Origin of the sequence: Deinococcus aquatilis DSM 23025 (genome assembly GCF_000378445.1) — a bacterium.
Classification (GTDB): domain Bacteria; phylum Deinococcota; class Deinococci; order Deinococcales; family Deinococcaceae; genus Deinococcus; species Deinococcus aquatilis.
On the sequence record NZ_KB899704.1, the window covers coordinates 97742 to 124314 of the forward strand.

A 26573-nucleotide genomic window follows, 5' to 3' on the forward strand; every position below is an offset into this window, starting at 1 on the left:
CTTGCCTCCAAATCCCCCCTGGGGGGTTTAAAGGAAGCATAGGACGAATCTCAGCAGAGATCAAGCCTAAAATATCCTTTAGGCGGTCATTCTGCTCTTTAGAGGGCTTCATGAGCTTCGATTCAATCTTGACACCCTCCTGGATAGGGTATAAGATTTGGGTATGAACACTGAACTCAACATCAGCGGCATGACCTGCGGGCACTGCCAGACCGCCGTGACCAAGGCCCTCCAGAGCGTTCCCGGAGTGCAAAACGTCCAGGTCGACCTGAAGACGGGTAAAGCCACCGTCGAAGGTCAGGCCGACATCCCCGCCTTGTTGGCCGCCGTGACCGAAGAAGGGTACGGCGCGCAGGTTCGGCAGTAGCGTTAGTGGTGGCCAAGACTCCCGCACCGCCGCTCAAGCTGACTGAAGCTTCCGCTCCAGACGCATCGTCCCTTCCCCACACGCACCTGTGCATGCCGGAAGACTCGCGCAAGCGGGCGGCCCGGCGGCTCAAAATCGCCCGCGGTCACCTTGACAGCATCGTGACGATGCTCGACAACCCAGCGGTCTACTGCGTGGACGTGCTGCGGCAGATCAAAGCCGTTCAGGGCGCCTTGTCCGGCGCGGGCGAAGTGGTGTTGCGCGGTCACCTTGAAGCTCACGTGGCCACCGCCCATGAGCGTGGTGACGGCACCGAAATCATTGAGGAACTGATGGAAGCCCTCAAATACACCTGAATTCAGGTCAAAGTTCTTCGTGGGCGGCATCACTGCCGCCCCGTTTTGTTTTCGGTCACCGGCCCTGCGAACGCCCATCCATTCTCTTGAGGACACAGCGGTGTCCTGCGCCCCGCGTCAACGAACGTCAGCTGAAACGGGTCACTACTTCAAGGAGATGCCCCTATGATCGTGCAACCCATTGACGTGTTTGTCTTCATTTGGCTGGGCCTGGCGCTGGCCAGTGCCCTCTATGTAGGCATAGACCAGTTCAGGAACAATCCCGAACCCGCTGTGATGAAATGGGGCTTCATTCTGGTCACGCTGTACATGGGACCGATCGGCCTCCTGCTGTACGTGATGGCCGACAAGGAGCCTGTTCCCGGCAGCCATGAGGACTTCACTCGTCCGCTGTGGAAGCAGGGAGTTGGCAGCACCATCCACTGCGTGGCAGGCGACGCGACCGGCATTATTCTCGCTGCTGTCATCACGGCCCTGCTCGGGCTGCCGATGTGGTTGGATTTGATCGTCGAATACCTCGCTGGCTTCGCCTTCGGCCTGTTCATCTTTCAGGCGCTGTTCATGCAACGCATCATGGGCGGCTCCTATGTTCAGAACGTCCGCAAGAGCTTCATGCCGGAGTTCATCAGCATGAACGCCATGATGGCAGGCATGGCGCCCACCATGACGCTGCTGATGATGGGCCGCGATATGCGGGCCATGCAGCCGACTGAGCCACTCTTCTGGATGGCCATGAGCATTGGCGTCACCGTTGGCTACGCCTTCGCCTATCCAGTCAATGTTTGGCTGGTGTCCCGGAGCTTGAAACATGGCCTGATGACCGAGCGTCCCCAGGGCAGCCGCTTCGACCTGGCAATAATTCAGCGCCTTACACCGCGTGGTGCCGCAGATGCTCATGCTGGACACGGCGCCATGCAGGCCCTCGCTGCCCGCCAACCGCCAGATCCAATGGCTGGGATAAACCACACCGCTGGAATACAGGGGAGCGATATCAGCGCTTCCCAGCAGGGCACACCGACGACCGTGCCGACCGCGAGCATGGCCGGGATGGATCATGCCTCCGGAATGCAGCCGAACGTGACGGTGCCGCAGCTTTGGGCCGTCTTCATGGTCACCGCCCTGATGCTGATTGCGGGCATGACCCTCCCCAGCACCGTGGTGAACATGAAGCTGAGTGCCCGTGATGTCGGCGCGAGCATCATGCCTCCCGGCATGATCATGACGCGGGAGACGCCGGGAGAGGCCATGCGTGACATGGCTGCTATTGATCCACGGACGGTGTCCTACACCGCTCCCGGCACCGCTCGTGGAGACCAACGTCTCGTTCCTCAACTGGTGGACGGCGTGAAAGTCTTCCAACTGGATACCTCAGTCATCCAATGGAACATTCTGCCTGACAAGCAGGTTGCTGCGTATGCCATCAACCGTCAGGTGCCGGGGCCGAGATTGGAAATCAACCAGGGCGACCAGGTTCAGTTCATTGTGAAAAACAACTTGCCGGAGGCCACCACCTTGCACTGGCACGGCCTGATCCTCCCCAACGAGATGGACGGTGTCCCAGGACTGGAACAGCGTCCCATTCCCCCAGGAGGCACGTTTACCTACGCCTTCACCGCGGTTCAGGTGGGCACGTATTTCTACCACTCCCATCAGGATTCTGATCGCCAGCAGGGACTGGGGGAGTATGGGGCGCTTATTATCCGCCCCACCACCGAGCCTGCCAACCTTGAACGCATCCGTACCCTAACGGTGCCGGGAGATCGGGCCACTGCGGCCGAGTCTGTTGCCCAAGACCGCACCTCACTGGAATACACCCTCCAACTTCAGGAATGGCTCAACCGCGATGGTCTCACCTATCCCGCCATGATCATGGAAGGTGGCCTGCCGAACTACTTCACCATCAACGGGAAAGCGTATCCCTCCACTGACACCCTGCAGATGCGGGTCGGGCAGACCGTCAAACTGCGCTTTATCGGCAGCAACAACAATTTCGTTCATCCCATGCACGTGCATGGTGGGCCCTTTGAAGTCGTCGCCCGTGATGGCGAAACCCTGCCAACCAGCGGTCGATTCCTGGCCGACACTGTGAATGTCGGCCCCGGCCAGCGCTATGACGTGGTCTGGACAGCGCGGCAACCGGGCAAGTGGCTCATTCACTGTCACATTCCCCACCACACCAAAAACAACAATGTGGAGCAGGAGGGTGGAGGCGGGCTGATGATGGTCATCGATGTGCGCACCTGACCAAAAAAATGCTGTCAATGCCAGCGCGTGTTCTGGTGGGCGATCTCGACAGAGCCATGAAAGAAGGGACCGAGCTTGAGTCTGGATTCCCCTGGCATTACGTGGAATCCAGTCGGCAGCCCCCAAGCTGGTTGGTGAAGAGAGTTTGACATGCACCAAGCGGTGCTTGAAGCCTCGATGGAGCAGCCAAACGCCCCTGAACTGTACGCTTGTGAGCGCGTTTCACGAGATCCTGCCACAGGTCTCGTGATCGTCGGATACCACGTCGGTCACGCGATTGAAGACGCCAGCACACACTCTATTTCGAACCCAAGGTTGGCGTGATCTGGCGCACGAGCGCAGCTTGTTGGCGTGACGCAGGACGACTCTCTCTTTGTATCCAACAACAACGAAGAGCCTCTTTAAGAGGCGCGGGTCTACTGGATTCGTCAGATGACCTTGGCCCGCCGCACCACCCGGATTCCGATCCAGGCACGTTGCGGGTGTGGGGAGGTCGATTTCTTTGGGCAGGGAATGACATTTCATGAACCCACGCTGATACAGGTCAGTCAGGTAGACGGCTGTGACCTCTTCTTCAAAACTGTCTTGCTGAAGGGAAACATTCAGTGGGCAGAGCGTGTTCCGGGGGAGTCTTTCCCTGACGACCCGTCAGAAAACCTCCAGTTTTCAGAGCGGAGTGCAGATTTTCGGCCTGAAAACGCAGCACACAGCGGCGGAGATTCACCGTGGCATGGCCCCGATGCCAGGGACAGCACTTCTCCGGCGGCATTCTTGGTGGCACACAGGCGCAACGACACACCATAGACAACCATGCGGCGATTCCAACGACGGATTTCGCCCGCTTGGGGTTTTTTAAAGCATGCTCAGAGGGGCAAGTTGTCTCTTCCAACCATCGCCGTAGTGGGCAGGCGGATACAAGGAACAATGCTGTGTTGATTCAGCAACGAGAATCACGACTTCCCGATAAATTTGCGGTCTGCTTTTCAGACGACTCACGGAGCGCTCTGGACAACAGTGCAGGAAGCGTGCCAAAAGTTCTTCGCGGATCTGTTGGAAGCTGCGGCCCTCCTGGGGCAACAGCGTCCACATCAGCGGCATATTGAAGCCGTCCCAAACGGCGAACGGCAGCAGGATGTTGACAGTCTGGTTGCCCAGCTTTCAGTTGGTGCGATCTAGAATCAAGTGCAATTGGCCTTCGGGGAGGAACGACAGCGCCTTAGAGCTCTTTTTGTCCCTGATCTGGATTGAAGACCCTGCCCCTTTGTGCAGCAGCGCAGCTCCCCAAGACCGTTGGTCCCCCCACTACACCGCAACTCGCGCTGGCCATGTTGAAGTGGGCCTTAACAGGTGGCAGGCATGCGAACCGGGTGACCGGCGACGATGGCCGAGGCTTGCGCTGCCATGCCCGATGTTCACCGCTGCTACAACCAGGGGAGCTGTCAATCGGCGCCCCACTCTTTCACGCCTTGGCCTCCACTCATCAGCGAAGGTGCGCAACACCGCTGCAGAAATTTTGGAACATCCCCAGTGGCGCATGTCCTAAGGCAAAGAAACCGTAACGACCTGACCCGCCGTCAACGCAAAGGTAGTGATGGTGTTGCCGCTGTAACTTTCACTGGTGCCGAGGCCACCTGCTGCCGCACCCGTGACGAAGCCCGCACCGCCGCTCGGTGAACGCAGGGTCAAGCTCTTGGCCGCCCGATCCCAATTGCCGCTCATGCCGCTTTTCATATAAGAGGTTCGGGCCTCTATATAGGCTCCCAGGCTGTCCCAGCGCAAAGTTTTGAGGGGTAAGGTGCTGTACTTTGAATATTTGGCCAACAGCGCCGATTCCCAGTCGGACGCCAGACTGCGGCCTGAGGCATACTGACGCAGGTTGCCCTGATGCATGTAGTGTGGATAGGCGCTGCCGCTGAGGACATGATCGAGAGCCAAATCGGTCTCTTTATCGAGATACTGGGTGTAGGTGAGATCAGCTGGCCAGTACGGGGCACTGCCGGTCGGGCCGTATACTCCGTTATAGGCTCCAACAGCCTGCGCGGGCGTAGTCACATGATAAAAAACGTTGGTGGGCCACCGCGGGATCAGGAAAATACTGGAGTTCAGCGGATGGGTCAGGCCACAGTTCATGCAGCTCGGATCCCACTGACTGGGTACCGAACGGTTCGAAGACAAGTAGCGTGTGCCTGAAGTCTGTGCTGCCAACAGGAAACTGCTGTTGGACTTACCTAAGCCGAAATCTGTTTTGAGGCCGTCGCCTCCTGGGTTGTAGTAGCCCAGCCCAGACATATCGCCCGTGACCAAACTCTTGACACTGATATTCAGGCCCAGTTGGGCTCCGATGGTCAGGTTGGGCTGCAACTGCGCGAACGAATCATCGTAGTTCAAGAAATCCATGTACAGGTGATCGCGGGTGTGGCTCACCCAATCGAAAGTGTTGCCAAGGCAGCGGGACATGCTGGTCAAGCGATCTGGACTGACAGCATTGGGGGTACAGCTGAGGGGTGCGGCCGTATTGGCTCCGCTGCCGTTGTACACGATGGCAAATTTGAATTCTGGGGACACGGGATAGCGCGTCTGGAGTGACGTCTGCTGCGCAGAAAGCGACAGAGCGTCGCTGGCCGAAATGCGGAAAGCGTCGGGGCTGATGGTTTTGGTAACGGCATCGTATAAATCGCCAGGCAGGAACCAGTCGTCTATATCTAATTGATTGAATCGGCGGTATTCGCCCAAATGCACGCCTTTGGTCAACCATTTGACGAGGCTGTAACCCAACAGTTCGGAGTGCAGCAGATCGGGATTCTGGGCGAAGGTCAGGGCCAACCGTTCGCGTCCGCCGGTGTCCGAGCGAGCCGCCAGTACACGCCCGCTGGCATCGCTGAGCAGCGGCGTGGTGATCACACCCGGCACAGCGGCGATGGTCGCCGGGTAGTTGTAAGCGTACTGAATAGGTAAGGTGACCCCTGCACGCAGGTCAGTAAACACGCTTTGGCCCGCCGCCGTAAGAATGGGATTGGCGGTGCCCGAAGCCAACCCAGCGTCACGCAGGCCGTAATCTTCGGGCCAAGAGCTGGGATAGGTGTAGAGCGAGACCTGCCGCACCTTGTAAGTTTGTTCGTATTGCCACAGCAGATTCCAGCCTGCCCAGTCCAGTGCACTTTGCCAGTTGCCCGGACTGGCCTCATACGCCAGATTTCCGGTGGTCAGGATCACGCCTTGATACTTGCCTGTGCCGTCTTCGGCCACCAGTGTACTGGCTGTAAAGCTGCCTGGCACACTGGGATTGACCACGTCGTAAGGCACCCCTGCCTGCGCCAGCATGGTGGTCGCGGCGCTTTGGGTGCCGTCATTGGCATTGGCACTTAGCACCAGCACTTTTAAGGCCACGACATTCGGATTGGGCATGACACTCAGCGTTTGCAATGGCAATCGGGGTTTGGCTCCACGAATATTGGGCAGTGGCGTGAGGTTGTGGGCGTCAGGTTTGGCAGGCGGCGCGAGCACAGGCGCACGAAGGTGAGAGGACGGATCAGCTTGAAAGGGGACGGGGGGTTGAACCGCTGCTTGGTCGTTCTGCTGGCAGCCGTTCAGCAGCAGCACACCTGCCATGCTGAGAAGCGCCTTGGTCATCGTTCGGTGGCTGCGGTGACTCATGGGTTGACTCCTTGTGTGTCGCTCAGAGCCCCCTGGACAGCCAGAGAACACCTTGCGTTGAAAGGCGATACGCCTCGTCGAGGCACCACTGGGAAAGCCGTTCCAGGGAAGTGGGCAGATCTAAACTTCCCAAACCCATACGAATGTTCACCCAGTAGGGACCGCGTCCAAGCGCCAGATGAGCACTGAAACAAGAAATATTGCGAAATGTTCCCTAGCACTTTATTGTTGAGGAGCTTTCATGAACGTTAAAAAAGTGTGAAGAACGTTTCTTATTCATCAAAGCAGCCTGCTGAGCGATACCGTCTCTGCCTCTCCACCAGTGGGCGCACCAGTTGTTAAGGCCCGAAAAGGCCAAAAAAGGGCGAAGACACCCATCAGGAAGGCCTCTGCGGATGGAGACCCCAACTGCGCTTTAGCACCAGCGCAACGTTCAAGGGTCCGTTGAACCCCACCATTTCATTGATTTTGGATCAGAGGACCGTCATCCCCATCTCGGGCCTGAAAATACTGCCTGCAGGGCCGAGGCGCTCTTCAAGACAGGGTACTGCTCCTTCCTGCTGTGCGGTCCTGTGTTGATCTTTTTGATAGCGGCAACCTGACGCACTCCAGTGAACACCGAAGGCCGTCCTAGGATTGACCTTGTACAACTGGCGCTGGTCACGCTGGTGCGGCTCACTGAAAACCTCAGCGATGAAGGTGCTGCGGATGCGGTTCGGGCATACACCAACCTCAAATCCTGACTCGCGCTGCCTCTCGGTCATCCTGTATTGGCCCAGGCGTGCATCCACAACCTATTTGGGATCATGCCCTATTCTGTTGGTCTATATTTGCTGTTGCTGGCGCAATCAGGTGCTTTTCAATCCTTTGAGGAGGGCCAGCGCCAACGCTTCAACCGGTGCGGGGGCGTTCTCAAGATATGTTCTTGCTCCGAGGGTCACCGACGCGCTGGCTGCAACAGGCCCTTCGCTGCTGCCCACGCACCATCCCCAGCCCCGCTCCTCACATGTCTCCCTAAGTGAGGCCTCCAGGAACAGTAGACCACTCGACGTTAAAGGCACCAGTGTGTCCGTCAGCTGGCCGATCGGGACCCAACCCTCAGCATAAGGATAGTCGGTATAGCGCACTTGAACGGAGGTGGAATCCCCGGAAGAGGAGAGCCGCACCCGATCCGGCAACAGGATGGCCAACTCAACTATCACCTCTGTCCAGGCCATACCCCCCATTATCATTCACTTCCCTGTGCGGGAGATCAACGCTGAAGTTCCCCTGCATGGTTTTCAGCGTTCGCAAAACCTTCCAAGACAGGGACCAACGATCTTCACCCTCCACCACTGCCCCATTGAGGGCTTGATGGCAATGAGTTGTCAAGGCGCTCAGACAGTACCGAAAGAAACGGGAGCTGGCCAGATCGTCTGCACAACAGGAACTTAAACCCTGATCTCCCCCCCGCTCCCCCCGTCTGGTTGGTGGTCAAGCGGGGCCTTCATCTCTTAACAATTCTGTCTCGCCCAGGAGCCAAGCGCCGTCAAGCCTCCCAGAGGTGAGCTCCAGCTTGTCGGCATTGCTGGCTTGTCACTGCAACTCAGGCAAGGTCTTGTTTCAGCTCAGCGGCTGGCTTCAGGGCACCGGCACAATCTGATGCCGGGCAAAAAGAGCCGTCAACTGGGCACGGTCAAGCGGACCGAAATGCCGTTCCAGCACTTGGCCATTGTTCCCCACCAGCAAGGTGGTGGGAAATCCGATGACGCCGAGGGCACGTCCCACCGCACCCTGGTCGAGATACGAGGGCCCCTGGTAGCCCAGGGAAGTCATGAATGCCTGCACAGTACCGGGAGACTCCCGGGAGTTGACAAAGGTAATGGGATATCCCCGCTGAGCAAACTCGGTCAGCAGAGGCATCTCCAGGCGGCAGGGCGGGCACCAGGTGGCCCAGACGTTCACCAGGGTGGGCTGATCAATGCTGGCGAACGTGACAGTTTCGGTGCCAGTGTCAGAGAGCCGGACGAGGGGCAGCTGCTGAGGCACCAGGGTGACGCTGCTGGCGGGGCGAAGGATCAACGGCGCCGCACCCACCACGAGGGCACCCAGGGCAGGCGGGATCAGCTGCCAGGCTGTGCGGCGGGCCAGCAGGGCCGCGGTCAAGCCAGCCGCGGGGAGCGCCCAGACCCATGTGAAGCCCCCAGTGCGCACATCCAGCATTGAACGCAGCATGCCCCCGGCACCCAGCCCACTCAGTCCGCTGCGGTAGTTCCAGAGGTAGCCTAGCCGTCCAAACAAGAGCGCAGCCAAGAGCACCCACCAGGCTGTTCGCTCCAGCGCGTTTCCCCGGCGGGCCGCCAGAAAGGTGAACACCACCGCGCCCAGGAGAAAGCCCACCCGCGACCACTCCAGAACCAAAGAACCCAACCTCAATGCATCTGCCGTGAACATAGGCTCCTTTACATCAACCAGTACACGAACGTATCAAACAGTCCGGCGAGAAGAAAAGTGAGTCCGGCAAGCGGCGTCAACAGGCGGTTGAGCTTGACCGTAGAGCGGGTCAGGGCCGCCTGTTGCGTGGGGGACTGGGTGAGCGCCAAGGTGGAGAGGGCCAGCAGAGGAAACGTCATGCCCAGGGCAAAGAGGGCGGGATAGCTGAATCCCAGGGGGGCCGTCAGGGACAGCGGCACCGTAATCCCGAAAAACAGAAAGAACAAGGTGGGACAAAAAGAGAGACTGAAGGCCAGGCCCAAGAGAAAAGCGCCCACCGTGCTGCCCTGAGCCTGCTGAAACTTGCGCCTGGCTTGACGCTCCGCCCACTGGGACAGGAACGGCCCCAGCGGGAGAGACGGCCGAAACCATCCGAGCAAGACCAGACCTCCGAGCAGCATCAGGGGCCCGATGAACCGGCGGACGAGCAGCAGTCCTTCTCCGGGTGCCTCAACACGGCCCTGAAAAAACACCACCGCACCGAACCCCATCAAGCTGTACATCAGCACCCGAGCCACCAAAAAAGCCGAGGCCTGGGGCAGCGCTGTGCCCGATGTTGAACTCTTCATGACGTAGGCCAACGCCGCTGTTCCCGTGGAGAGTTGACAGGGTGCGGTGACCGCCATCATCCCCAGAAGAAAGGGGGCGGCCAGAGAACTGCCCGCCTGAAGCCGCAGGGTGTTCAGAGCTGCATTGAGACCGGATCCAAAGGTGGCCGCCCCGCGGTAGAGCTCACCGGCCAGCGTTTGCAGGAGCGGATGAAGCGTCGGCCAGAAGACGGTGACCGCGAGCAGGACGGCGCCAGCCAGCGCCAACTTCACCCCGCGTGTGAGCAGTGGAGGATGTCGCCAGGCCTTCATAACAAACAAGGTAGGCGTGAGGTGTTTAAATTGTGTTAAGCCCTCGCCGTGCGGAGTAACCTTGATCCCGCGGCTGAATAAGAGAAGCTCTCCATCCTCTCAGCCAGAGTGATGCTCCAGGCCAGGCGAACCAACCGCACTCACTCACATGGAGCCCGTTGCTCTGGCCGGTGTGGTGAGAGGGGTCATCCAGCACAGGGTGCTGCCCTGCGGCGTTGATGACACGACCCGGACGTCTCCGTGCATGGCGCGGGCCAGCCCACGCGCGATCGTCAAACCGACGCCGCTGCCCTCCCCTCGCCGGCGGGCCGAATCCGCACGGAAAAAGCGCTCGAACACGCGCTCCAGGTGCTCCGGGGCGATGCCAGTGCCTGCATCCTGCACCAAAAACATCGCGTGGCCCCCCTGGACGGTCACGCGCAACTGGACACTGTGACCGGGGGGGGTATGCCGCAGGGCATTGCTCAGCAAGTTCGCCAGGATCTGTTGCCCCCGCTCAGGATCAATCCACACCAGCAGAGGCGAGGCTGGGTACATCACCTGCAAGGTCACCTGGCGGCTTTCAAAGGGCAGCTCGTAGCGCTCCTGAGCTTGCCGCAGCACCTCATCCACAGCCACCGCACGCAGGTGCAACTCGACTCGCCCCGCTTCGACTCGGCTCACGACAGTCAAATCTTCGACCAAACGTTCCATGACGGCCAGTTCCCGCCGAATACTGGTCACGGCCTGCAGCGTGGGCAAGATCCCGTCTTCTGCCGCCTCTGCATACGCGCGTGCCGCCGCCACCGGGGTGCGCAGCTCATGGCCGACATTCCCGATCAGCTCCACCCGGCTTTCTTCGACCCGTTGCAACGTCGCCGCCATCAGATTAAAAGACCGGGCCAGGTCTGCCAGTTCATCCTGCCCCGCGGTGGGCAGACGCCGGGCATATTCACCACTCGCGATGGCGCTGCTTCCCGCCTGCAAGACCCGCACCGACGCGGTGACCCGCCGAGCGGCAAACCAGGCGGTCAAGGTGGCCACCACGAGCGCCATCGGCAGGGCCACCATCAACGCCCGCGTCAACGTCCCCCGCATCCCGGCCGCCAGATCACTGCGCAGGCTCCCCCCCTGAGGGCCGATCAGGGTGGCCATCTGCTCGACGTGATGCCGGATAAAAGGATGAGCGGCCAATTCAGCCGCCAAGATCGAGACGACCCCCATGACGCTCACCACCACCAGGTGGTGCACCAGCAGGCGCGCAAACAGTTTCATTCAGGTCTCCCGGAACCGGTACCCCAGGCCCCGGAGGGTCTCGATAAACGTGGGCGCGTCGGCATCATCTCCCAGCTTGCGCCGAACCGCCGTGATATGCACGTCCACGACCCGGGTGGTGCCCAAGTATTCAGGACCCCAGACGCGTTCCAGGAGTCGGTCACGTGACCACACCATCCCGGGATGCTGGGCCAGCGTGACCAGCAGGTCAAACTCTGTGCGGGACAGATTGACCGCGCTCCCATTCAGGGTGATCTGGCGCGACGACACATCTACATCCAGCGCGCCCACCACAATCCGTTCCCGAACATGGACCCGGCGCAGCAGGGCCCGCACCCGCGCCACCACTTCCCGGGGACTGAAGGGTTTCACCATGTAGTCGTCGGCCCCGGCGTCCAGGCCCTGAAGGCGGTTTTCGATCTCACCGCGGGCGGTCAGGAGCAGCACAGGCAGGTTCGGGTGAGCCGTCCGAATGTAGCGGGTGAGCTCCACCCCGCTGAGGCCCGGCAGCATCCAGTCCAGCACCGCGACATTGGCCCGCGCCAACAGCGGAACAGCGGCAATGCCGTCCATGGCAGTTTCAACGATGTGCCCTTCCGCAGTGAGGTAGGCCTGCAACACTTCGACAATTCCGGGATCATCGTCCACGATCAGGATGGTGGCCAAGTCCAGATCACCCCCACGCCCCTCATGTGGTTCCCGACGATCCGCCCGTACACGGCGCGCCGCGTTCTGGGGTGGTTGGTCCCTGTTCATAAGTCTTGAGGAACGCCCCAATCCGGTCGTCTTGCACGCCATCGACCTTCAGTTGTTTGCCCCAAGCACTCAGGACAATGTCCGGGGACGGCTGAGCCGTAGGCGACACCAGAACGTGGGTTCGCCCCCGCGCCAAGCCTTCCAAGACCGTGACATCTGCAGCGGCCACCTGCGAACCGTAGGTGATCCAGACGGCCCCATGCTCCAAACTGTGAACCGCGTATTCGTTGTACAGGGGCGCCTGATAGACCCCGCAGTTTTGCCAGGACGGATTGTGCGGGCCACCGACCGGAGGCTCCTGAGCGTAGACCAGCTGGCCTGGGCGGTGGTCACCCGCTGCAAACGAGAAGGTTTGAACGCCCTGAATGTTTTGAGAGGAGCAGGCCGACAAGAAGAGCAGGGCGCCCAAGCCCAGCGAGCGGTAGTTCATGGTGTTTCCATCCTTGGTGTGGGGACCGGATCAACCCGCGTATCGGGCTGCCTGCGAAGTCTCATCAGCAGCCAGATGCTGACCAGAATCAGGGGAATGGAGATCAGGTGTGTCTCGGTCCAGAGGCCGATGCCGGGTTTATCGAGGCCCTGGCTCAGGTAGGCTTTGGGAATCAGGGGGTTAAGGCGGAAGGTTTCTTCCAGACCCGCCCGCAGGATGGAATACCACAGCCAGAACTGCCAGAAGGCCCAACCGGGCTTGCGCGAACGCAACCAGAAATACGCCGCAATGCTGAGGATGATGCCGATGAACACCCCGTACAGCTGCGTAAAGTGCACAGGCGCAGTCATGACCAGTTGCCCACCAACTTCCTGGCAATACTGCGACAGGTCCATGTCGGGGTTGGGATTCTTGACGCACATCCCGTCATGGAAGGCGCGGGCCGAAGCGGGCCACTGATACCCGATAGGCCAGCCCGTCACGCGGCCTACCGTATCGGTACCGTTCATGATGTTGCCGATGCGCCCGCCGATGATGCCGAAGGCCACGCCGGGCACACACAGGTCGGCGTACTGGTAAAAATTGAGCTTGTAGCGGCGGGTGTAATAGATCAGCACCAGAATGCCGCCGATCAGGCCGCCGTGAATAGAGATGCCGCCCTGCCGCAAATTGATGATGTCGAGCAGAATGCGGGGGAAGGGGATGTTCTCGAACTGGTTCCACGAGGTCGCCACGAATACGGCCCGCGCCCCCACAAGGCCCCAGATGATCATCCAGAGAATGATGTCGTTAAAGAGGTCAACGTTCAGGCCACGTTGCCGGGCCATGCGTGTGCCGACCCACACGCCCGCGATGATGCCCAGCGTGATCAGCACGCCGTACCAGGCAATAGTAAAACTACCAATTTGTAAGAACACAGGATCCATGCAGCCTCCGGATGACGCTGGGCCACTGAGGAACCCGCTTTAAACTAACTGCCCCGTGTAAAACTTGTGTAAAGGTCTAGCAGCCCGCGGTGGAGGGCTGTACCCCACCAGTCGATTGATGAAGGTCTTGGATCAAGGAAGAGCCACCTCACCGTGGCCACAGGCGGTTGAACCACTCTGCCGGATCGGTGGCTTCTCCCCTCACCCGGACTTCCAGGTGGAGGTGTGGACCCGTGCTCAGACCCGTCGTTCCGACTTCACCAATCTTTTGACCCCGCCGAACGCGCTCGCCTTCACGAACCAACAGCTTGCCCTGATGAAAATACAGACTGGACACGCCCGCGCCGTGATCAAGGACCACCAGACCGCCGCGTACAGGAAATTGTCCCACCAACACGACTGTTCCGTCATTCATCGCCGTGACGGCGGTGCCCGCCAGGGCCGGGTAGTCTATGCCGTAGTGGTATTGAACGGGGCCGCCCACCACATAGATGCGGGGTTGGCCGAAAGCGGTACTTTGCCATCGCACATTCACTGCCGGTTGAAAGGGTCGGAACCAGGCCTGGGGCGTCCGCCGGAGATAGGCCCGCTCCATCGCCGCCTCCTCCGCTTGGCGGGCAGGGTCTTGCAGCTTGCTGCTGAGACTTGCGGGCAGATTCAGGCGTTGGAGTGGCTGCGGAAGTGGATCCACTTCGACTTTCCCGCGGAGGTGCTCTCCTCCCACCTCAATGTCATAGACGAGCGGCGTGCTTTTCCCCAGCACGACCCGGCCCAGCACCACAAACTCGTTTCCGAAGGCGACTGGCCGCAGCGGCTCATTGGGGCGCCGCACATCTTCGCCGACTTCACTTGGAAAGCGCACTCTGGCCTGCGCGGCACCGGATCCACGGAGCCGCAGGACAAACGCGTCCCCCATCCGCAGTGTGGTGGGGGCCACCACGGTCAAGCCGACCAGTGGCCCGGCCTGGGCGGCCACTGGGGGCTCAGCTGGCGCCTCTCCTGGCAACTGCAGGGCTTGTTCAACGTTGAGCTCCGTGCTGGGCAGGCGATTGAGCCGCACCCATTCCGCCACAGTCGTCCCCTGAGACCGGGCGAGACGGTACAAGGGATCGCCCGGCTTCCCTGTGTAGGCGCTGGCCCCACTGGTGAGCAAAGCGAGCGCCAGGAGACTGCCGCGCGTCCACGGCCTGCGGGCGCTGGGTACCCTGGCCTGCCGGAGCGTGGCGTGGACAGGACACAGGAAAAGCTTGGTCACGGCGTTCCCTTGATCACTCACAAATTCTGCTTGAAAAACGAGACAGAACGCGCCAATGCCAGCGTCAAGTTGTTGCTGAGGTCATGGTTGTCGTTGGCATAGGTGAACAACGTATGGGGCTGCTTGGCCTGTTTGAGTGCCGCGGCCAGGACTTGAGAAAACCGGTAAGGCACGTGCGTATCTGCCGTGGCGTGGTGAAGCTGCAGGGGACGTCCCTGCAAGTTCTGGAGGAAGAAATTTGGCGAAATGGCTTGATAGGCTTTGGCATTGCTCTCTGGTCGGCCGTATTTCGCCAGCAGTTGGGCCCGCGGATCCGCAGGGCTTTCACTGCCCCAGCGGGGCAAGCCCGTGAACAGCAGGTCGTACGGCGCGACGACGCCAGCCCAAATCACGCCAGCCTTGATCGTCGGGTTCACTACCATAGCCCGCAGGGTGATGTGTCCGCCCATCGAATGCCCCCACATGCCGATGCGTGCAGCGTTCACGCTCTTGAGCGTTTTCAAGGACGTCAGGGCGTTGAGCACGTCTACCGTGTATTCCGGTGACCAGTACGACGTGCCGACCGGTTGGCCCTGGGAACTCCCGTGCCCCCGGTAATCGGGTTTGAGTACCACAAATCCAGCGCGCGCAAAGGCGTCAACATACGCGACGTAGCGCTCTGTCGTCCGGTATTGCTGCGGGGGAATGAAGCCGTGGTTGAAGATGATCGCGGGCCAGCCCCCTGCGGGTGAGGTGCCGTTGGGAACCGTGAGCAGCGCGTTGATCCGCAGGCCATCCGACTGATAGGAGACGACGCTCCGCTGGTAGTTGCGGCCAGCGCCCAGCTTCTGCTGGGTTGTCAGCACACTGCCGGGGTAAGACCGGCCCTGCATGTTCTTGATCTCGAGAGAGGGAGGCGCGTTCTGAATCCCCTGGGCACCCACCGGTGCGCCCTGGCCCAAGGTGAGACACAGCAGCAGCGTTTTCAGGACGTTCAACATAGCGTGACACCTCTGAGGACAACGCGCCGAACATCAGCAGGATTGAGACGTGTTCAGAACGGCAAGAGGGTGGAAACCAAAGATCGCCTGGAGTTGCCGGGCGATCAGCCAGGTCCAGAGACTGGCCCTGTCGGCTGTACCGCTTCAGGCCCTGAGGTGGGCCGACCCCCAGGTCATTGTTACGAAGCAGCCTCCCGAAGGGCAAGCTCAACTTCTGGGCGTGATGACATAGGTCATGCCCCCAGCATGGTTGAGCCACAGGCGTTCAAACACGGCGCGGGGGTAGGTCCGTCGTACGCCCGCATCATTTTTGGCCGCCGGGTCGTTGACCACAGGATTGCCCTGTGCATCAAATCCGATCAGCACCATCAGATGTCCGTTTGACCAGGACAGGGGCGCGCCGGGCAGCTCACCGGGCCGGAAGCGCACACTGAGCGCGAGAGGAACCCCGCGCTGCAAGAAGGCCTCGGCATCCCGCAGACTCCCGAGGCGAGTGACAAACGCCTGCATCCCCTGGGTCGCCGCGTAGGCCGTGTTAAACGGCCAATTCCCGAAGCCGTCGTAGGCCGAGTCATAGGTGGCCCGGGCCGCGTCGGGTACCCGAACCGGTTTGCCCCAGAAGCCGAGCAGCATGCTGACACTCGTCGGGCTGCACCAGACTTCACCTCCACCGGGGTAGATCATTTGCGACAGGCCGGGCACGGTCAGGGTCTTGTTCCAGGTTTGAAGCTGTCCGGCCCGGCCCTGCTCCCGCAGCTTGAGCGCCGTATCGGAGGTATTGAACGACAACAGGGTGACCTGTTGTCCCGCCGCCACTGCGGCCCGGTACTGGAAGGCGGTGCTCCGGTACGGCAGGGTCAGGGTATCGGTGTTGACCATACCGTCTGCTGTCTGGGGGCCAGAAGCGCTCAGGCGTTTTCCGGCCGCACGCCAGACACCAAAATTGAAATAGGGCGTCCACTGACCGGTCGGCCGACGAACACGGATCTCAAGGGTAAAAGCAGCGTCCGCAGCTCCAAGCACATTCCAACTCGGAATCAGTTCATTGAAGGGCGCAACAGTGATAGGCGCGCTTTCCAAGCGTCCACTCTGAAGGGCGGGAAGAGCTTGCCAGGTACCGGCCACACCCGTCTGTGCCTGCGCGGCTTGAACGGCGGCCACGGGTACGCCGAAGCTGGTCTGCTGGGCATAGGGCGCGGCCTGGGCCACGGGGGCAAGAAGCAGGGCCGCACAAGTTATCCAAAAAGGCTTCACAGCCATCACCTTAAACGCGCTGTGTTTCCGTGGTGTTAAGGTGCCGCCCGGTTGTATGGGCACTGCCTAACGGTCCCATAAGCCCCGTTCTCAGAGAACGTTGACAGGGGACTGCCAAGGTGACGGCAAGCAACGCGGCGTTCAGGTGAGTGCGCTTACCCGTCCAGGGGCGGAGACAGGGCGTGCTCTGCACTTCCCTGGGCTGCTCACCACGCAGTCGTTCCTTCGTTCATTCAGCCCTCCGCCTCTCGTCCCGATCAGGAGACCTTTATGACGCAGCGTATTCAGGCCATGCTCGCCACGCACCCACAGCCCCACAGCCCCGTTGATTCTGGCGTCCTTGCCGAGTGCATCGCCGCCTGCATGGAGTGTGCGCAGGTGTGTACGTCCTGTGCCGACGCTTGTTTGGGCGAGCAAAACCACCTGATGCATCTGGTGAAGTGCATCCGGCTCAACCTGGACTGTGCGGATATCTGTGCGGCCACCGGAAGCGTCCTTTCGCGCCTGACCCAGAGCAATCCAGAGGTTCTCAAGGCCCAGATTGCGGCTTGCTTGACCGCCTGCAAGGCGTGTGGCGACGAATGCGAAATGCATGCCCGCGAGATGAACATGCAGCACTGCGCCGTGTGTGCCGAGAGCTGCCGCCGCTGTGAACAGGCCTGCGAGCAAGTCTTGCGGGGGATGAACGCGTGAAAACGTGGTTGGTGAGCGCGGCACTGATGGCGCTTCCTGTGGGAGCAGCGCAGGCAGGAGGGACAGAGCCGGTCACCAGGTCTCAAATGGAGATGGGGATGAACATGCAGCCCATGCTGATGCAGCTCCGGGCTCTTTCGGGCACGGCGTTCGATCGGGCTTTCTTCTCCATGATGATTCCACATCATCAAAGCGCAATTGACATGAGCCGCGCCGCACTGCCCCGGTTGCGTGACCCACTCGTGCGGGCTTGGGCCCAAAGCATCATCAGCGATCAGCAAAAAGAGATTGCGGAGATGCAATCTGAACTGCAACGCTTGGGCGGCATGGACACGGCGCGTATGAACCTGATGCGGCAGATGATGGCCAACATGCCCCAGATGACGACGGCTATGGCCAATTCAGAACGTAGTTTTTTAGAAATGATGGTTCCTCACCATGGGAGTGCCAACGACATGGCCAATATTGCCCTGCAACGCTCCAGCACCGAAGCCGTGCTGGGGTTGGCTCAACGAATCATGACCGCCCAGGCAGATGAAATGCACGACTTTAAAGACTGGCTGCGCACCCGTCCATAGGCAGCAACTGAAAAGCAGGCAGACCGAGTCACTCTCAGTCTGCCGCTTATGCTGTCATGCGCTGAAGACTGTGGGCAGGCCGGGTGTTCACCTCGGACAGAAACCTTGGGCCCTTCGAGAGACCTGGCGCCAGAGGTCGCGCGTTTGTCCTGTCCCCGTCCACCTTGGCTCAGGTGGGGCTGATGGCTTTCTGTCTCCTTGTTGAAATCCTCCCCCGGAGGGTATAGGATGCACGAAGCAGAAGAGGTGCCGAGTTGCCGGACATCCGCTCGCGCCCCGTGTTGTTCTGCTGCTTCAGGTGGGCTTGTGTGCTCACATCAGGGTGGACTGCTTGAAAAACCCTTCTTGCACCTCTAGCTGTGGTCCGCATCCCCCCAGGGGGATATACAGTCTTCTGAAGATTCAGGCGTGAACGCCGATGGAGGGTCTGGGTGCATACCTGCCCTGTCCAAGCTGTCGACCAGCCGAAAGCGCCAGCTCCTGAACAGGCCTCTCCACCCAAGGCGCTCCCGGAGCCGCACAAATGGCCTTCCCGTCTGAAGTGGAGCCCATGCACAGCCGCAAGACTGCCCGATCACCAACGCCCAGCCTGCACAAACGGGAGGAGAAGATGCAAGACCACCAGACCCATCACGGCCACACCCCCCCCAGCGCTGTTCCTTCCAGAGTCTTGGAGGTGTCGTTTAAAAACTGTTACGACGCGTCTGAATTTGCGGATCTGGAAGGCCACCTTTCTCAGGTGCCAGGGGTTCAGAGCGTCCATCTTGACCGTACACGCGGGGTTGCCCACCTCAGCTACCTGCCTACAGTGGTCACGGAAAGCGTCTTGCGGGCCCGCCTGCACGCGGCTGGCTATGCATGCGCCTGCACCGACTGCGCCCCTTCCACTGCCCAGCCGGGGCATCCCAGCGTGGGCCACGAAACTTCTGAGGCTCACGCCACTGTCCCCAGCACGGATTCAACACCCACGGCCACACCTCCATCCAGCATGCACTCTCACCACCATGCCCCGGCCGAACAGGAGGGCTTCACAGCTGCTGCCCCAGTTCTGGATCACGCGGCCATGGGTCACGGTGGACACGCTGGCAACGCGGTGAATCATGACGAACACGCAGGACACGGCGCCGAGATGGCCACCGATCTGCTGCGCCGCTTTCTCCTGAGTTTGCTGCTCACCATTCCGGTGGTCTTGTTTTCCCCTATTGGGGAGATTTTCGGATTTACCGCCATGCCCCCCTTTGGCCTGTCGATGGCCTGGTTTGGGCTGATCCTGGCCACACCGGTCGTATGGTGGGGTGGCTGGCCCTTCATTTCAGCAGCATGGCGCGCCCTGAGACGCGCTGAGGCCAACATGATGACCCTGATCGCCACGGGCATCCTGGTGTCCTGGTTGTTCTCCGTGGTGGTCACCCTGTTCCTAGGCGGAGGGGAAGTCTTCTTCGAGGCCGCCGCGATGCTGACGTCGCTGTCCCTGTTGGGACATTGGCTGGAGATGCGCTCGCGTTTCGCGACTGGACGGGCCGTGGAAGCGCTGCTTAAGCTCACCCCCGCTACCGCCCGGGTGGTGCGGGCGGGGCAGGAGACAGAGGTGCCGCTGGAGCAGGTGGTGGTCGGAGATGAGCTGGCAGTCCGTCCCGGCGACCGGGTGCCGGTCGATGGAGAAGTCATCCGCGGTGAAAGCTACGTTGACGAGAGCATGATCACTGGAGAACCCATCCCCGTCGTGAAAAACGCTGGGGTGAAGGTCACGGGCGGCACCGTGAACCAGAACGGCGCGTTTACCTTCCGGGCAACCGCCGTCGGGAGTGACACGGCCCTGTCACGGATCGTGCAGCTCGTTCAAAATGCTCAGGCCAGCAAAGCGCCTGCCCAGCGCCTGGCAGATACGGCTGGGAAGTACCTGGTCTTCGTGGCCCTGGGCTCTGGGTTGCTGGCCTTCCTGGTGTGGATGCTCCTGGGCGAAAGTATCGTGTTCGCACTGACGGCCGCGGTGTCAGCGATCGTGATTGCCTGCCCGGATGCCCTGGCGTTAGCGACCCCCACCGCGATTACGGTGGGCGTGGGCAAAGGGGCCCGGGAGGGCGTGCTGTTCAAGAACGCTTCTGCTTTAGAGGCGATGGCCAGTGTGAATACTGTCGTGTTCGACAAGACGGGCACGCTGACTGCCGGTAAGCCTGCCTTGACTGACCTGATTCCCGCGGAGGGCGTCAGCGAACTGGACTTGCTCCGATGGGCGGCTGGCGCGGACCAGCCGTCTCAGCATCCCCTGGCTGAAGCCATCGTGGCCGGTGCGAAGCACAGAGGCCTGGAAGTGCGTCCGCCCGAGAGCTTTGATTCCATCCCGGGCTATGGAGTGGTGGCCACCGTGGACGGTCAGCAAGTCTGGTTGGGCAACCGCAAACTGATGGAACGGGAGGGTCTGACGCTGGGAATGCTGGCTGAGCGGGCAGAAGGGCTCTCCTCAGACGGAAAAACCGCCATGTACGTGGCGACAAAGGGCCAACTCTTAGGCGTGGTGGCGGTGGCCGATACCGTGCGCGACACGGCGCGGCAGGCGGTGCAGCTGCTCCATGCGGCGGGCGTACAGACGGTCATGCTCACGGGAGACAACCGCCGAACAGCCGAGGCCGTGGCACGGGAACTGGGCATTGACCGGGTCATCGCAGACGTGTTGCCTGAAGACAAGGCCGCGCAAATCGCCGCCCTTCAGCAGCAGGGCCGCAACGTGGCCATGGTGGGGGACGGCGTGAACGACGCACCTGCCTTGGCTCAGGCAGATGTCGGGGTGGCGATTGGCGCCGGAACCGACGTGGCCGTAGAAACCGCCGACGTCATCCTGGTTCGCAACAATCCAGCCGATGTGGCTGGTAGCATTGACCTGGCCCGGCGTGTGCGTGGGAAGATCAAACAAAACCTGTTCTGGGCGGCAGCGTATAACGTGTTGGCGATTCCTTTTGCGGCAGGCGTGCTTTACCCCTCGTATGGCATCCTGCTGCGGCCGGAATGGGCGGCGCTGTTGATGAGCGCCAGCACGGTGATCGTGACGGTCAATGCCCTGCTGCTGAACCGGGTGCGGCTGAAACGGCCAGTGGTGGCACCTCCTGCAGCGACGGCCTGAAGAGCCTCCACCTATAGGCAGGCGGTGTGCTTGGTTTCCCGAACCTTTCGGTCAAGGAATAAGCGGTGGGCAGCGAAGCTGCTTTTCCTGAGCGATTGACGGGGCTGCAACCTACAGCTGGGGGTGCGGAGCGGGGACAACCTTGCTCCGCACCCCCTCCCTTTATAGACAAAAGTTGTCAACAGTTCTGCGCGCCTTCTACACTCGCTGCCTGTGTCCTGGTCCGAGCTCATCATGTTGTCCTTGATTTTCTTTGCAACGAGTGTGATCAGCGTGGTCACGGGAGCCACCTCGTTGATCACTGTTCCGGCCCTCCTGGCTTTCGGTGTGCCGCCGACCACTGCCCTTGGCACCAACATGCTGGCCCTGACCACGATGAGTGTCGGGGCCTCTGTGCCGTTCCTGCAAGGTGGTGTTCTTGACCGGCCACGCTTGCCCCTCCTGGTTGGCTTGACATTCACCGGCTCGGGGATGGGGGCGCTTCTGGTCTTTGCGGTACCCCAGACCTGGCTCCCGCTGATCATTGCGGGCGCGATGCTGCTGGTCACTGGCGTAGTCTTATGGCCACAGCGTCAAAGACCCGGTGCAGCCGCACCAGGCCGAACGCACGCCTTCCTGGGCACCGTTCTGACGCTGCTGCTCGCTGTCTATGGTGGGTTTTTCAGCGGTGGATACGTGACCCTCCTGACTGCCGTGTTTCTGGCCGCGTTCCGTATGCCTTTTCTCCGGGCAGTGGCCACCACCAAAGTGATCAATGTCGCGTCCTCGTTGGTGGCGACCGTCATCTTTGCGCTGAAGGGCGCCGTAGATTGGCGGCTGGGTCTGGTGCTCAGCGCCGTGATGTATGCCGGGGCAACACTGGGGGCCCACTGGACCCTGCGCCTCAACGAGCAGTGGATTCGGCGGCTGTTCGTGACCACTGTGTTGCTTTTGGCGATCAAAACTCTGGTCGTGGATGTGCCTTGGCAGTTCATCCTGTCTCGATGAGGGGCGCGTCTCCAGGCAAAGTACGCGCTGAGATCCAGTCTTCTGTGCACCTCTCCTCCATTGCTTTGGTGGAACAGCAGGAGTTCCCACTTGGGCTCATAAGGCTAGAAACACTCTGTCTTTCACCATGGATTCAACTTGGAGGACGCAGGCCCGCCAGAGTGACCGAGACCAGCCGCTGGACTGCGGCGGTAGAAGGCAGACTGCTGGCCGCAGTCAAGGCATGCAGGCAGTAGCTGGCCAGCTCAGCAGGCTCGACATCCGCCCGCAACTCGCCGCTCTGCGCTCCCTCGGCCAGGAGGGTCTGAAGGAAGCCGTGAAGCTGGTGCTGTCCTTGGACGACCTGTGGGCCCCGGTGCAGGAGCGCCGCCAGATCCGTGTCGTGGTGCTGGTGGGTCATGAGGGCAAACGCCTGAAGCACGGCTTCGAGCCGCTGTCCCGGGGTGCCCGCGTGCTCCCGAACCTGGGTCAGGTGGTGCAGGTGGGCCGCAACCTGGCGTTGGTGCCAGGCCATCAGAATCGATTCGACATCCGGGAAGTACTTGTACAGCGTCGCGCGGCCGATGCCCGTCTGTTTGGCGATTTCTGACATCGTCACGGACGTGAGCCCCTGCTCAGCGACCAGGGCCGCCGCCGCATCTAGGGTCGCCTCGCGAACGGCGCGGCGGTGGCCTTCGATGGTGTCATTCCACAGCTTCGGCACGGCCTCAGTATACGAGGCGTGTTTTGAAAGACACGCCGAATTGACAGAGACACTATGTCTCGATAAGCTGCCGCCATGAGCAACCGAGCGCCTGATGGTCAGGCAAAACTGGAGCCGCCCGAGACTGAGCCGCGGCTGTCCTCACCGCCGCAGTCAGACCTGCTCCAAGACCCGCCCACCGGTATGCCGCGCTGGGTCAAACTGTTCATTCTGGTCGGGTTCACGCTGGTGCTCATGCTGGGTGTGGCTCAGCTGCTGGGGGGTGGCCACGGTCCTGGTCGTCACTTTCAGCCTTCCACTGTCTCCGAACCGGTCTCGTCTCCGCCGGACTCCAGTACGCCCTGATGCCCTTGACTGCCGGTCTCCGGAAATTCTCGCTGACGGTGCATGTCAGCGCGTCCGTGGGGTGGTTGGGCGCTGTGGCCGCCTTTCTGGCCCTGGCCGTGACCGGCGTGACCAGCGAAGATACCCAGACCGTTCGGGCCGTCTCCATTGCCCTGGAGCCCCTCACCCGGTGGGTCATCGTTCCGTTGGCCCTGGCCTCCCTGTTGAGCGGCGTCGTGCAGGCGCTGGGAACGCCCTGGGGCTTGTTTCGTCACTACTGGGTGGTGATCAAATTGCTCCTGACCCTGATTGCAACAGCCGTGTTGTTGCTGACGGTGGGATCGATTCGCAGCTTGGCTCGTCGGGCCACTGAGCAACCAGAGATCAGTGTTGACATGCAAGGGATGATCAGCTCCCTGGTCCTTCACTCTGGAGGAGGACTGCTCGTGCTGCTGGTGATTACCGTCTTGTCCGTCTACAAACCCGTGGGGAAGATTCGAGTTCGGTGACCCCAAACCAGTGCGGGCAACCTGGGAGTTCAGCCACCACAATGACCATAAGTCTCATGTGCCTGAACTGTGGAGTCCAGAACCGAGAGCGACGAACGTCTTAGTGTTCGCTGACTCAGCAGTGGTGTTGACCAGTGGGCCCTTTCAAGAGCGTGTTCATTGCCCACGCCTCACCAGTGCAGCCGTGTCTGACCCTCGGTTGCACTGTTCTGCGGTCAGGCCTCTCCAAGGCGGGGCCTCCCAAGTGATGGCTGGAAGAGAGCGCCGTGAACGGTTCGCCCTGTCGGTTCCCCTCAGGTCACTGGAACTTCTGGCTGGGGAAGACAACCAGACTGAGACACCAGCTGGCAAAGGCCGCACTCAAAACAGCGCCAGAGGCGAAAGTAAATGACCAGGCCAACTCGCCGCGGAGGGCGAGCGTCATCACCACTGGTGTGAACAGCAGCACAGGGAGGGTCGCCGCAAAGATCTGAAGCGCCTGGGGGCGTGCCGGGGTGGGGTGAAGGACCGCGATCAGAAAGTCCAGCATGAGTCCAGCGGCGAGGAGTGGGAGCAGCAGCTCAAAATTTTGGTGCACCAACAGCATCAGTGCACTGCTCAGACCCAAGAGGATGGTGGCGGCGCCGCGGGGCAGCGGCCCACGGCGCAGGGCTGACAGGAGAGTACCGACCAGCAGCAGCGACTGCACCACCACGCCAGCTCCACCTAAAGCGTTGCCGCTCTGTGCAAACAACTCTTGTTCGGCCAGGGGATTGACGTAGGCGGTGAAAAAGGTCAGGACAGACAGCAGGAGCCCCCAGCTCGCCACGGCTGGCCAGTCCAGAGCCTGCTGGCGGGCCGATGCTGCCCGCAGGGGGCCGCTGACCATCAATCCCGCGCCGAAGGCCAAGAGCAGGTGTGGAGGACTGAGGAGCGCCTCCACGTCTACTTCAATTCCGAAGCGCGTATGCCACCCCAGATCCACCAATCCGCCCAGACCGAACAGGAGAGCGCCCACCAGCGAAAGTCCATACCCATCAGGCAGCGCGGCAGGAGACAGGCGACCGCCATGCCGGGCTCGAATCACCAAAACGGCAGCCAGCAGGGCATAGCCGGAATAGAGCAAACCGTGCCAAGGCGTGAAAAACGACTCCAAAGCGAAACGGTGGTGCGCCCAGGCATCCAAGTGAACGCCAAAAAGCATCAAGCCAGAAGCAAGGACGACCGCCCAAGGAAAGAAGCCGGATGGCGACTGGGAGGTGGAAAGGCGGCGGATGCGCAGAGGTGGGAGGGCAGGCAGCATAGACTCCTTTGGCACCTGCAGCGTGGCAGGTACGGGCTGGCCTCACTCTCTCAAGGGTGAGGGAGGTTTTCAATTCGCGTTCAACAGAGGCCGCTATGTCCAAAGCGCTCAACGTTCAACCTCGTCGTCAGCCGCGTCAAATCCGCAGTGATCGCCGGGTGTCGAAAATTTTAGACGCCGCTATTCATGTTTTCGCCGAATTGGGTTTTGAGGGGACGACCACCACGGCTATCGCAGCGCGTGCGGACGTTTCTGTAGGCTCCCTGTATCAGTATTTCCCCAACAAGGCCGCCATTGTGCATGCCCTCAGCGACCGATTCGATGCCGCCTTCTTCATCGCCCTGGACGGCGTGCTTTCTTCCAGCGGTTCCGCCACCCTCGAAGAGATGATCGACGCCTTTTTTGAAACCTTGACCGGACTGGACCGTGCCCAACCAGGCCTCTTTCAGGTGTTGGCAGGAAGCTACTCGTCGGCCGAATTTTTGTCGTTGGAGCGGCACTTCAATGCCGCCGTGGCCCAGCATATTGCAGCGGCGTTGCCACCATATCTTCCGGCACTGTCCGAAGAACAACGGATGATGGCTGCTCGACTGTGCGTCGAATCGACCCATGCCGCCGTGCATCTCGCCGCTTTGTCGCCCGTAGAGCACCGGGCCGAACTGCTCCAGGAAGCGAAGGTCCTGCTGCTGTCCTATCTCAACACGTTGTCTTTACCTCTCCTTCCCCCCTGACCAAGGGGTAGACCGTTCGTTTGGTGAGATCTCCTCCCGCTCAGATCACCCTTCTGAACTTGCCGGAAGTGCTTCACTCAGCGTTGAGCCTGGCTGGGCAGCACGCCCTGATGCCCTTGACCGCTAGTCTCCGGAAATCTTCGCTGACGGTTCACGTCAGGGCGTCTGTGGGGTGGTTGGGCGCGGTGGCTGCTTTTCTGGCCCTGGCCGTGACCGGCGTGACCAGCGAAGATACCCAGACCGTTCGGGCCATCTCTATGGCCCTGGAGCCGCTCACCCGGTGGGTCATTGTTCCGTTGGCACTCACCTCCTTGCTGAGCGGTGTGGTACAGGCGCTGGGAACGCCCTGGGGCTTGTTTCGCCACGACTGGGTGGGGATCAAACTGCTCTTGACGCTGGTCGCGACCGCCATCTTGCTGCTGACGGTCGGCTCGATTCGCGCCCTCGCAACCCGCGCTGCCGATCAACCAGGGGTCAGTGTTGACCTGCAGGCAGCGATCGGCTCTCTGGTACTGCACTCGGCAGGAGGGCTCCTAGTACAGCGTCAACCGATTAGGGTGAGTATCCACCGATAACATGAGGCATGAAACGTTTTCCTGTGCGGTTGACGCCCGAAGAGCACGCTGAGCTCGACCGCTTCGTCCACACCGGCATCCGCAGTGTTCAGGCGGTGGTGCGTGCCCGTCTCTTGTTGATGGCGAACGAACAGGGTGCCGCGCAGAATGACGTCGAGATCGCCCGAACCCTCTCTATCAGTGTCAAAACCGTCCAGGAGAATCGCAAACGCTACGCACAGGACGGCCTCCAGGCCGTCTTGAACCGCAGACCCCGGAAAGATAA

At 60.9% G+C, this 26573-nt stretch carries 24 protein-coding genes and 1 pseudogene; 11 read left to right on the forward strand and 14 right to left on the reverse strand.

The window, feature by feature from the left end; all coding sequences use genetic code 11:
• Positions 1 to 163 precede the first annotated feature (163 nt).
• The 3 genes from F561_RS0107795 to F561_RS0107805 all read left to right on the forward strand — a co-directional run bounded on the left by F561_RS0107795 (position 164) and on the right by F561_RS0107805 (position 2967).
• Complete coding sequence (locus F561_RS0107795) at positions 164 to 367, forward strand: CopZ family metallochaperone (RefSeq protein WP_019009394.1); 204 nt, start codon at positions 164 to 166, stop codon at positions 365 to 367.
• A 92-nt stretch (positions 368 to 459) separates the two neighbouring features.
• Entirely contained in the window at positions 460 to 723 is a 264-nt protein-coding gene (locus F561_RS0107800) for a metal-sensitive transcriptional regulator (protein ID WP_019009395.1), read from the forward strand.
• Positions 724 to 888: 165 nt separating this feature from the next.
• Complete coding sequence (locus F561_RS0107805) at positions 889 to 2967, forward strand: DUF4396 domain-containing protein (RefSeq protein ID WP_019009396.1); 2079 nt, start codon at positions 889 to 891, stop codon at positions 2965 to 2967.
• A gap of 619 nt (positions 2968 to 3586) precedes the next feature.
• On the opposite strand, the pseudogene F561_RS29935 reads toward F561_RS0107805, so the two are convergent.
• The 11 genes and pseudogenes from F561_RS29935 to F561_RS0107875 all read right to left on the reverse strand — a co-directional run.
• A pseudogene (locus tag F561_RS29935) lies at positions 3587 to 4182 on the reverse strand (transposase family protein); the annotation flags it as partial.
• Between the two features lie 324 nt (positions 4183 to 4506).
• Positions 4507 to 6597, reverse strand: a complete 2091-nt coding sequence (locus F561_RS25090) for an Agd3-related carbohydrate-binding protein (protein ID WP_019009399.1) — start codon at positions 6595 to 6597, stop codon at positions 4507 to 4509.
• Positions 6598 to 8241: 1644 nt separating this feature from the next.
• Positions 8242 to 9054 (reverse strand): TlpA family protein disulfide reductase, encoded by an 813-nt coding sequence (locus F561_RS25095; protein ID WP_019009402.1) that lies wholly within the window; start codon positions 9052 to 9054, stop codon positions 8242 to 8244.
• Between the two features lie 8 nt (positions 9055 to 9062).
• On the reverse strand, positions 9063 to 9953 hold the full coding sequence (locus tag F561_RS0107840; RefSeq protein ID WP_019009403.1) for an urease accessory protein UreH domain-containing protein: 891 nt from the start codon (positions 9951 to 9953) through the stop codon (positions 9063 to 9065).
• 144 nt (positions 9954 to 10097) lie between these two features.
• Positions 10098 to 11207 (reverse strand): sensor histidine kinase, encoded by a 1110-nt coding sequence (locus F561_RS0107845; protein WP_019009404.1) that lies wholly within the window; start codon positions 11205 to 11207, stop codon positions 10098 to 10100.
• Positions 11208 to 11873 carry a response regulator transcription factor gene (locus tag F561_RS0107850; protein ID WP_019009405.1) on the reverse strand — a complete coding sequence of 222 codons (666 nt, stop codon included), beginning with the start codon at positions 11871 to 11873 and terminating at the stop codon, positions 11208 to 11210.
• Between the two features lie 22 nt (positions 11874 to 11895).
• The gene (locus F561_RS0107855; RefSeq protein ID WP_019009406.1) at positions 11896 to 12393 is read right to left on the reverse strand and encodes a thioredoxin-like domain-containing protein; all 498 of its coding nucleotides are present in this window, start codon (positions 12391 to 12393) and stop codon (positions 11896 to 11898) included.
• A complete protein-coding gene (gene lgt, locus F561_RS0107860) occupies positions 12390 to 13319 on the reverse strand; it encodes a prolipoprotein diacylglyceryl transferase (protein ID WP_019009407.1) in 930 nt (309 codons plus the stop codon). The genes F561_RS0107855 and lgt overlap by 4 nt, the downstream gene beginning before the upstream one ends.
• A 148-nt stretch (positions 13320 to 13467) precedes the next feature.
• A complete protein-coding gene (locus tag F561_RS0107865) occupies positions 13468 to 14574 on the reverse strand; it encodes a LysM peptidoglycan-binding domain-containing M23 family metallopeptidase (protein WP_425386917.1) in 1107 nt (368 codons plus the stop codon).
• A gap of 17 nt (positions 14575 to 14591) precedes the next feature.
• Positions 14592 to 15554, reverse strand: coding sequence for an alpha/beta hydrolase family protein (locus tag F561_RS0107870; protein WP_019009409.1), 963 nt, complete (start codon positions 15552 to 15554; stop codon positions 14592 to 14594).
• Positions 15555 to 15761: 207 nt separating this feature from the next.
• Positions 15762 to 16814, reverse strand: a complete 1053-nt coding sequence (locus tag F561_RS0107875; RefSeq protein ID WP_019009410.1) for a peptidase C39 family protein — start codon at positions 16812 to 16814, stop codon at positions 15762 to 15764.
• A 264-nt stretch (positions 16815 to 17078) separates the two neighbouring features.
• Here F561_RS0107875 and F561_RS0107880 point away from each other — a divergent pair, with 264 nt between their 5' ends.
• The 4 genes from F561_RS0107880 (at position 17079) to F561_RS0107895 (ending at position 22184) form a co-directional block, all read left to right on the forward strand.
• Positions 17079 to 17501 carry a four-helix bundle copper-binding protein gene (locus tag F561_RS0107880; RefSeq protein ID WP_019009411.1) on the forward strand — a complete coding sequence of 141 codons (423 nt, stop codon included), beginning with the start codon at positions 17079 to 17081 and terminating at the stop codon, positions 17499 to 17501.
• On the forward strand, positions 17498 to 18079 hold the full coding sequence (locus tag F561_RS0107885) for a DUF305 domain-containing protein (protein ID WP_026298700.1): 582 nt from the start codon (positions 17498 to 17500) through the stop codon (positions 18077 to 18079). Before F561_RS0107880 ends, F561_RS0107885 begins: the two co-directional genes overlap by 4 nt.
• Positions 18080 to 18689: 610 nt before the next feature.
• The gene (locus F561_RS0107890; protein WP_040380155.1) at positions 18690 to 21197 is read left to right on the forward strand and encodes a copper-translocating P-type ATPase; all 2508 of its coding nucleotides are present in this window, start codon (positions 18690 to 18692) and stop codon (positions 21195 to 21197) included.
• 234 nt (positions 21198 to 21431) lie between these two features.
• The gene (locus tag F561_RS0107895) at positions 21432 to 22184 is read left to right on the forward strand and encodes a sulfite exporter TauE/SafE family protein (RefSeq protein ID WP_019009414.1); all 753 of its coding nucleotides are present in this window, start codon (positions 21432 to 21434) and stop codon (positions 22182 to 22184) included.
• 133 nt (positions 22185 to 22317) lie between these two features.
• Here the strand turns inward: F561_RS0107895 and F561_RS0107900 are convergent, their stop codons facing one another.
• Both F561_RS0107900 and F561_RS30305 read right to left on the reverse strand, forming a co-directional pair.
• Positions 22318 to 22887 (reverse strand): TetR/AcrR family transcriptional regulator, encoded by a 570-nt coding sequence (locus F561_RS0107900; RefSeq protein WP_019009415.1) that lies wholly within the window; start codon positions 22885 to 22887, stop codon positions 22318 to 22320.
• A gap of 153 nt (positions 22888 to 23040) precedes the next feature.
• Positions 23041 to 23172 (reverse strand): hypothetical protein, encoded by a 132-nt coding sequence (locus tag F561_RS30305; RefSeq protein ID WP_281166581.1) that lies wholly within the window; start codon positions 23170 to 23172, stop codon positions 23041 to 23043.
• A gap of 59 nt (positions 23173 to 23231) precedes the next feature.
• On the opposite strand from F561_RS30305, the gene F561_RS0107910 reads away from it, so the two are divergent.
• A complete protein-coding gene (locus tag F561_RS0107910; protein ID WP_019009417.1) occupies positions 23232 to 23720 on the forward strand; it encodes a hypothetical protein in 489 nt (162 codons plus the stop codon).
• A gap of 298 nt (positions 23721 to 24018) precedes the next feature.
• Here the strand turns inward: F561_RS0107910 and F561_RS25100 are convergent, their stop codons facing one another.
• Complete coding sequence (locus F561_RS25100; protein ID WP_157451652.1) at positions 24019 to 24885, reverse strand: hypothetical protein; 867 nt, start codon at positions 24883 to 24885, stop codon at positions 24019 to 24021.
• A gap of 212 nt (positions 24886 to 25097) precedes the next feature.
• Here F561_RS25100 and F561_RS27160 point away from each other — a divergent pair, with 212 nt between their 5' ends.
• The 3 genes from F561_RS27160 to F561_RS0107930 form a co-directional block, all read left to right on the forward strand.
• Complete coding sequence (locus F561_RS27160; RefSeq protein WP_083922377.1) at positions 25098 to 25733, forward strand: TetR/AcrR family transcriptional regulator; 636 nt, start codon at positions 25098 to 25100, stop codon at positions 25731 to 25733.
• A 110-nt stretch (positions 25734 to 25843) separates the two neighbouring features.
• Complete coding sequence (locus F561_RS0107925; protein WP_040380162.1) at positions 25844 to 26308, forward strand: hypothetical protein; 465 nt, start codon at positions 25844 to 25846, stop codon at positions 26306 to 26308.
• 8 nt (positions 26309 to 26316) lie between these two features.
• Positions 26317 to 26573: helix-turn-helix domain-containing protein (locus tag F561_RS0107930; RefSeq protein WP_019008907.1), on the forward strand; the 257-nt coding region annotated here is incomplete at its 3' end.

What these genes read in the sequence shown, in the direction of transcription:
- F561_RS0107925 (WP_040380162.1), top strand. Translation starts at nt 25,844, where the DNA reads ATGCCCTTGACCGCTAGTCTCCGGAAATCTTCGCTGACGGTTCACGTC.
- F561_RS0107910 (WP_019009417.1), top strand. Translation starts at nt 23,232, where the DNA reads ATGCCCTTGACTGCCGGTCTCCGGAAATTCTCGCTGACGGTGCATGTC.
- F561_RS0107875 (WP_019009410.1), bottom strand. Translation starts at nt 16,814, where the DNA reads ATGGCTGTGAAGCCTTTTTGGATAACTTGTGCGGCCCTGCTTCTTGCC.
- F561_RS0107805 (WP_019009396.1), top strand. Translation starts at nt 889, where the DNA reads ATGATCGTGCAACCCATTGACGTGTTTGTCTTCATTTGGCTGGGCCTG.
- F561_RS0107870 (WP_019009409.1), bottom strand. Translation starts at nt 15,554, where the DNA reads ATGTTGAACGTCCTGAAAACGCTGCTGCTGTGTCTCACCTTGGGCCAG.
- F561_RS0107895 (WP_019009414.1), top strand. Translation starts at nt 21,432, where the DNA reads ATGTTGTCCTTGATTTTCTTTGCAACGAGTGTGATCAGCGTGGTCACG.
- F561_RS0107795 (WP_019009394.1), top strand. Translation starts at nt 164, where the DNA reads ATGAACACTGAACTCAACATCAGCGGCATGACCTGCGGGCACTGCCAG.
- F561_RS0107845 (WP_019009404.1), bottom strand. Translation starts at nt 11,207, where the DNA reads ATGAAACTGTTTGCGCGCCTGCTGGTGCACCACCTGGTGGTGGTGAGC.
- F561_RS0107855 (WP_019009406.1), bottom strand. Translation starts at nt 12,393, where the DNA reads ATGAACTACCGCTCGCTGGGCTTGGGCGCCCTGCTCTTCTTGTCGGCC.
- F561_RS0107840 (WP_019009403.1), bottom strand. Translation starts at nt 9,953, where the DNA reads ATGAAGGCCTGGCGACATCCTCCACTGCTCACACGCGGGGTGAAGTTG.
- F561_RS0107800 (WP_019009395.1), top strand. Translation starts at nt 460, where the DNA reads ATGCCGGAAGACTCGCGCAAGCGGGCGGCCCGGCGGCTCAAAATCGCC.
- F561_RS0107880 (WP_019009411.1), top strand. Translation starts at nt 17,079, where the DNA reads ATGACGCAGCGTATTCAGGCCATGCTCGCCACGCACCCACAGCCCCAC.
- F561_RS0107890 (WP_040380155.1), top strand. Translation starts at nt 18,690, where the DNA reads ATGCAAGACCACCAGACCCATCACGGCCACACCCCCCCCAGCGCTGTT.
- lgt (WP_019009407.1), bottom strand. Translation starts at nt 13,319, where the DNA reads ATGGATCCTGTGTTCTTACAAATTGGTAGTTTTACTATTGCCTGGTAC.
- F561_RS25090 (WP_019009399.1), bottom strand. Translation starts at nt 6,597, where the DNA reads ATGACCAAGGCGCTTCTCAGCATGGCAGGTGTGCTGCTGCTGAACGGC.
- F561_RS27160 (WP_083922377.1), top strand. Translation starts at nt 25,098, where the DNA reads ATGTCCAAAGCGCTCAACGTTCAACCTCGTCGTCAGCCGCGTCAAATC.
- F561_RS25095 (WP_019009402.1), bottom strand. Translation starts at nt 9,054, where the DNA reads ATGTTCACGGCAGATGCATTGAGGTTGGGTTCTTTGGTTCTGGAGTGG.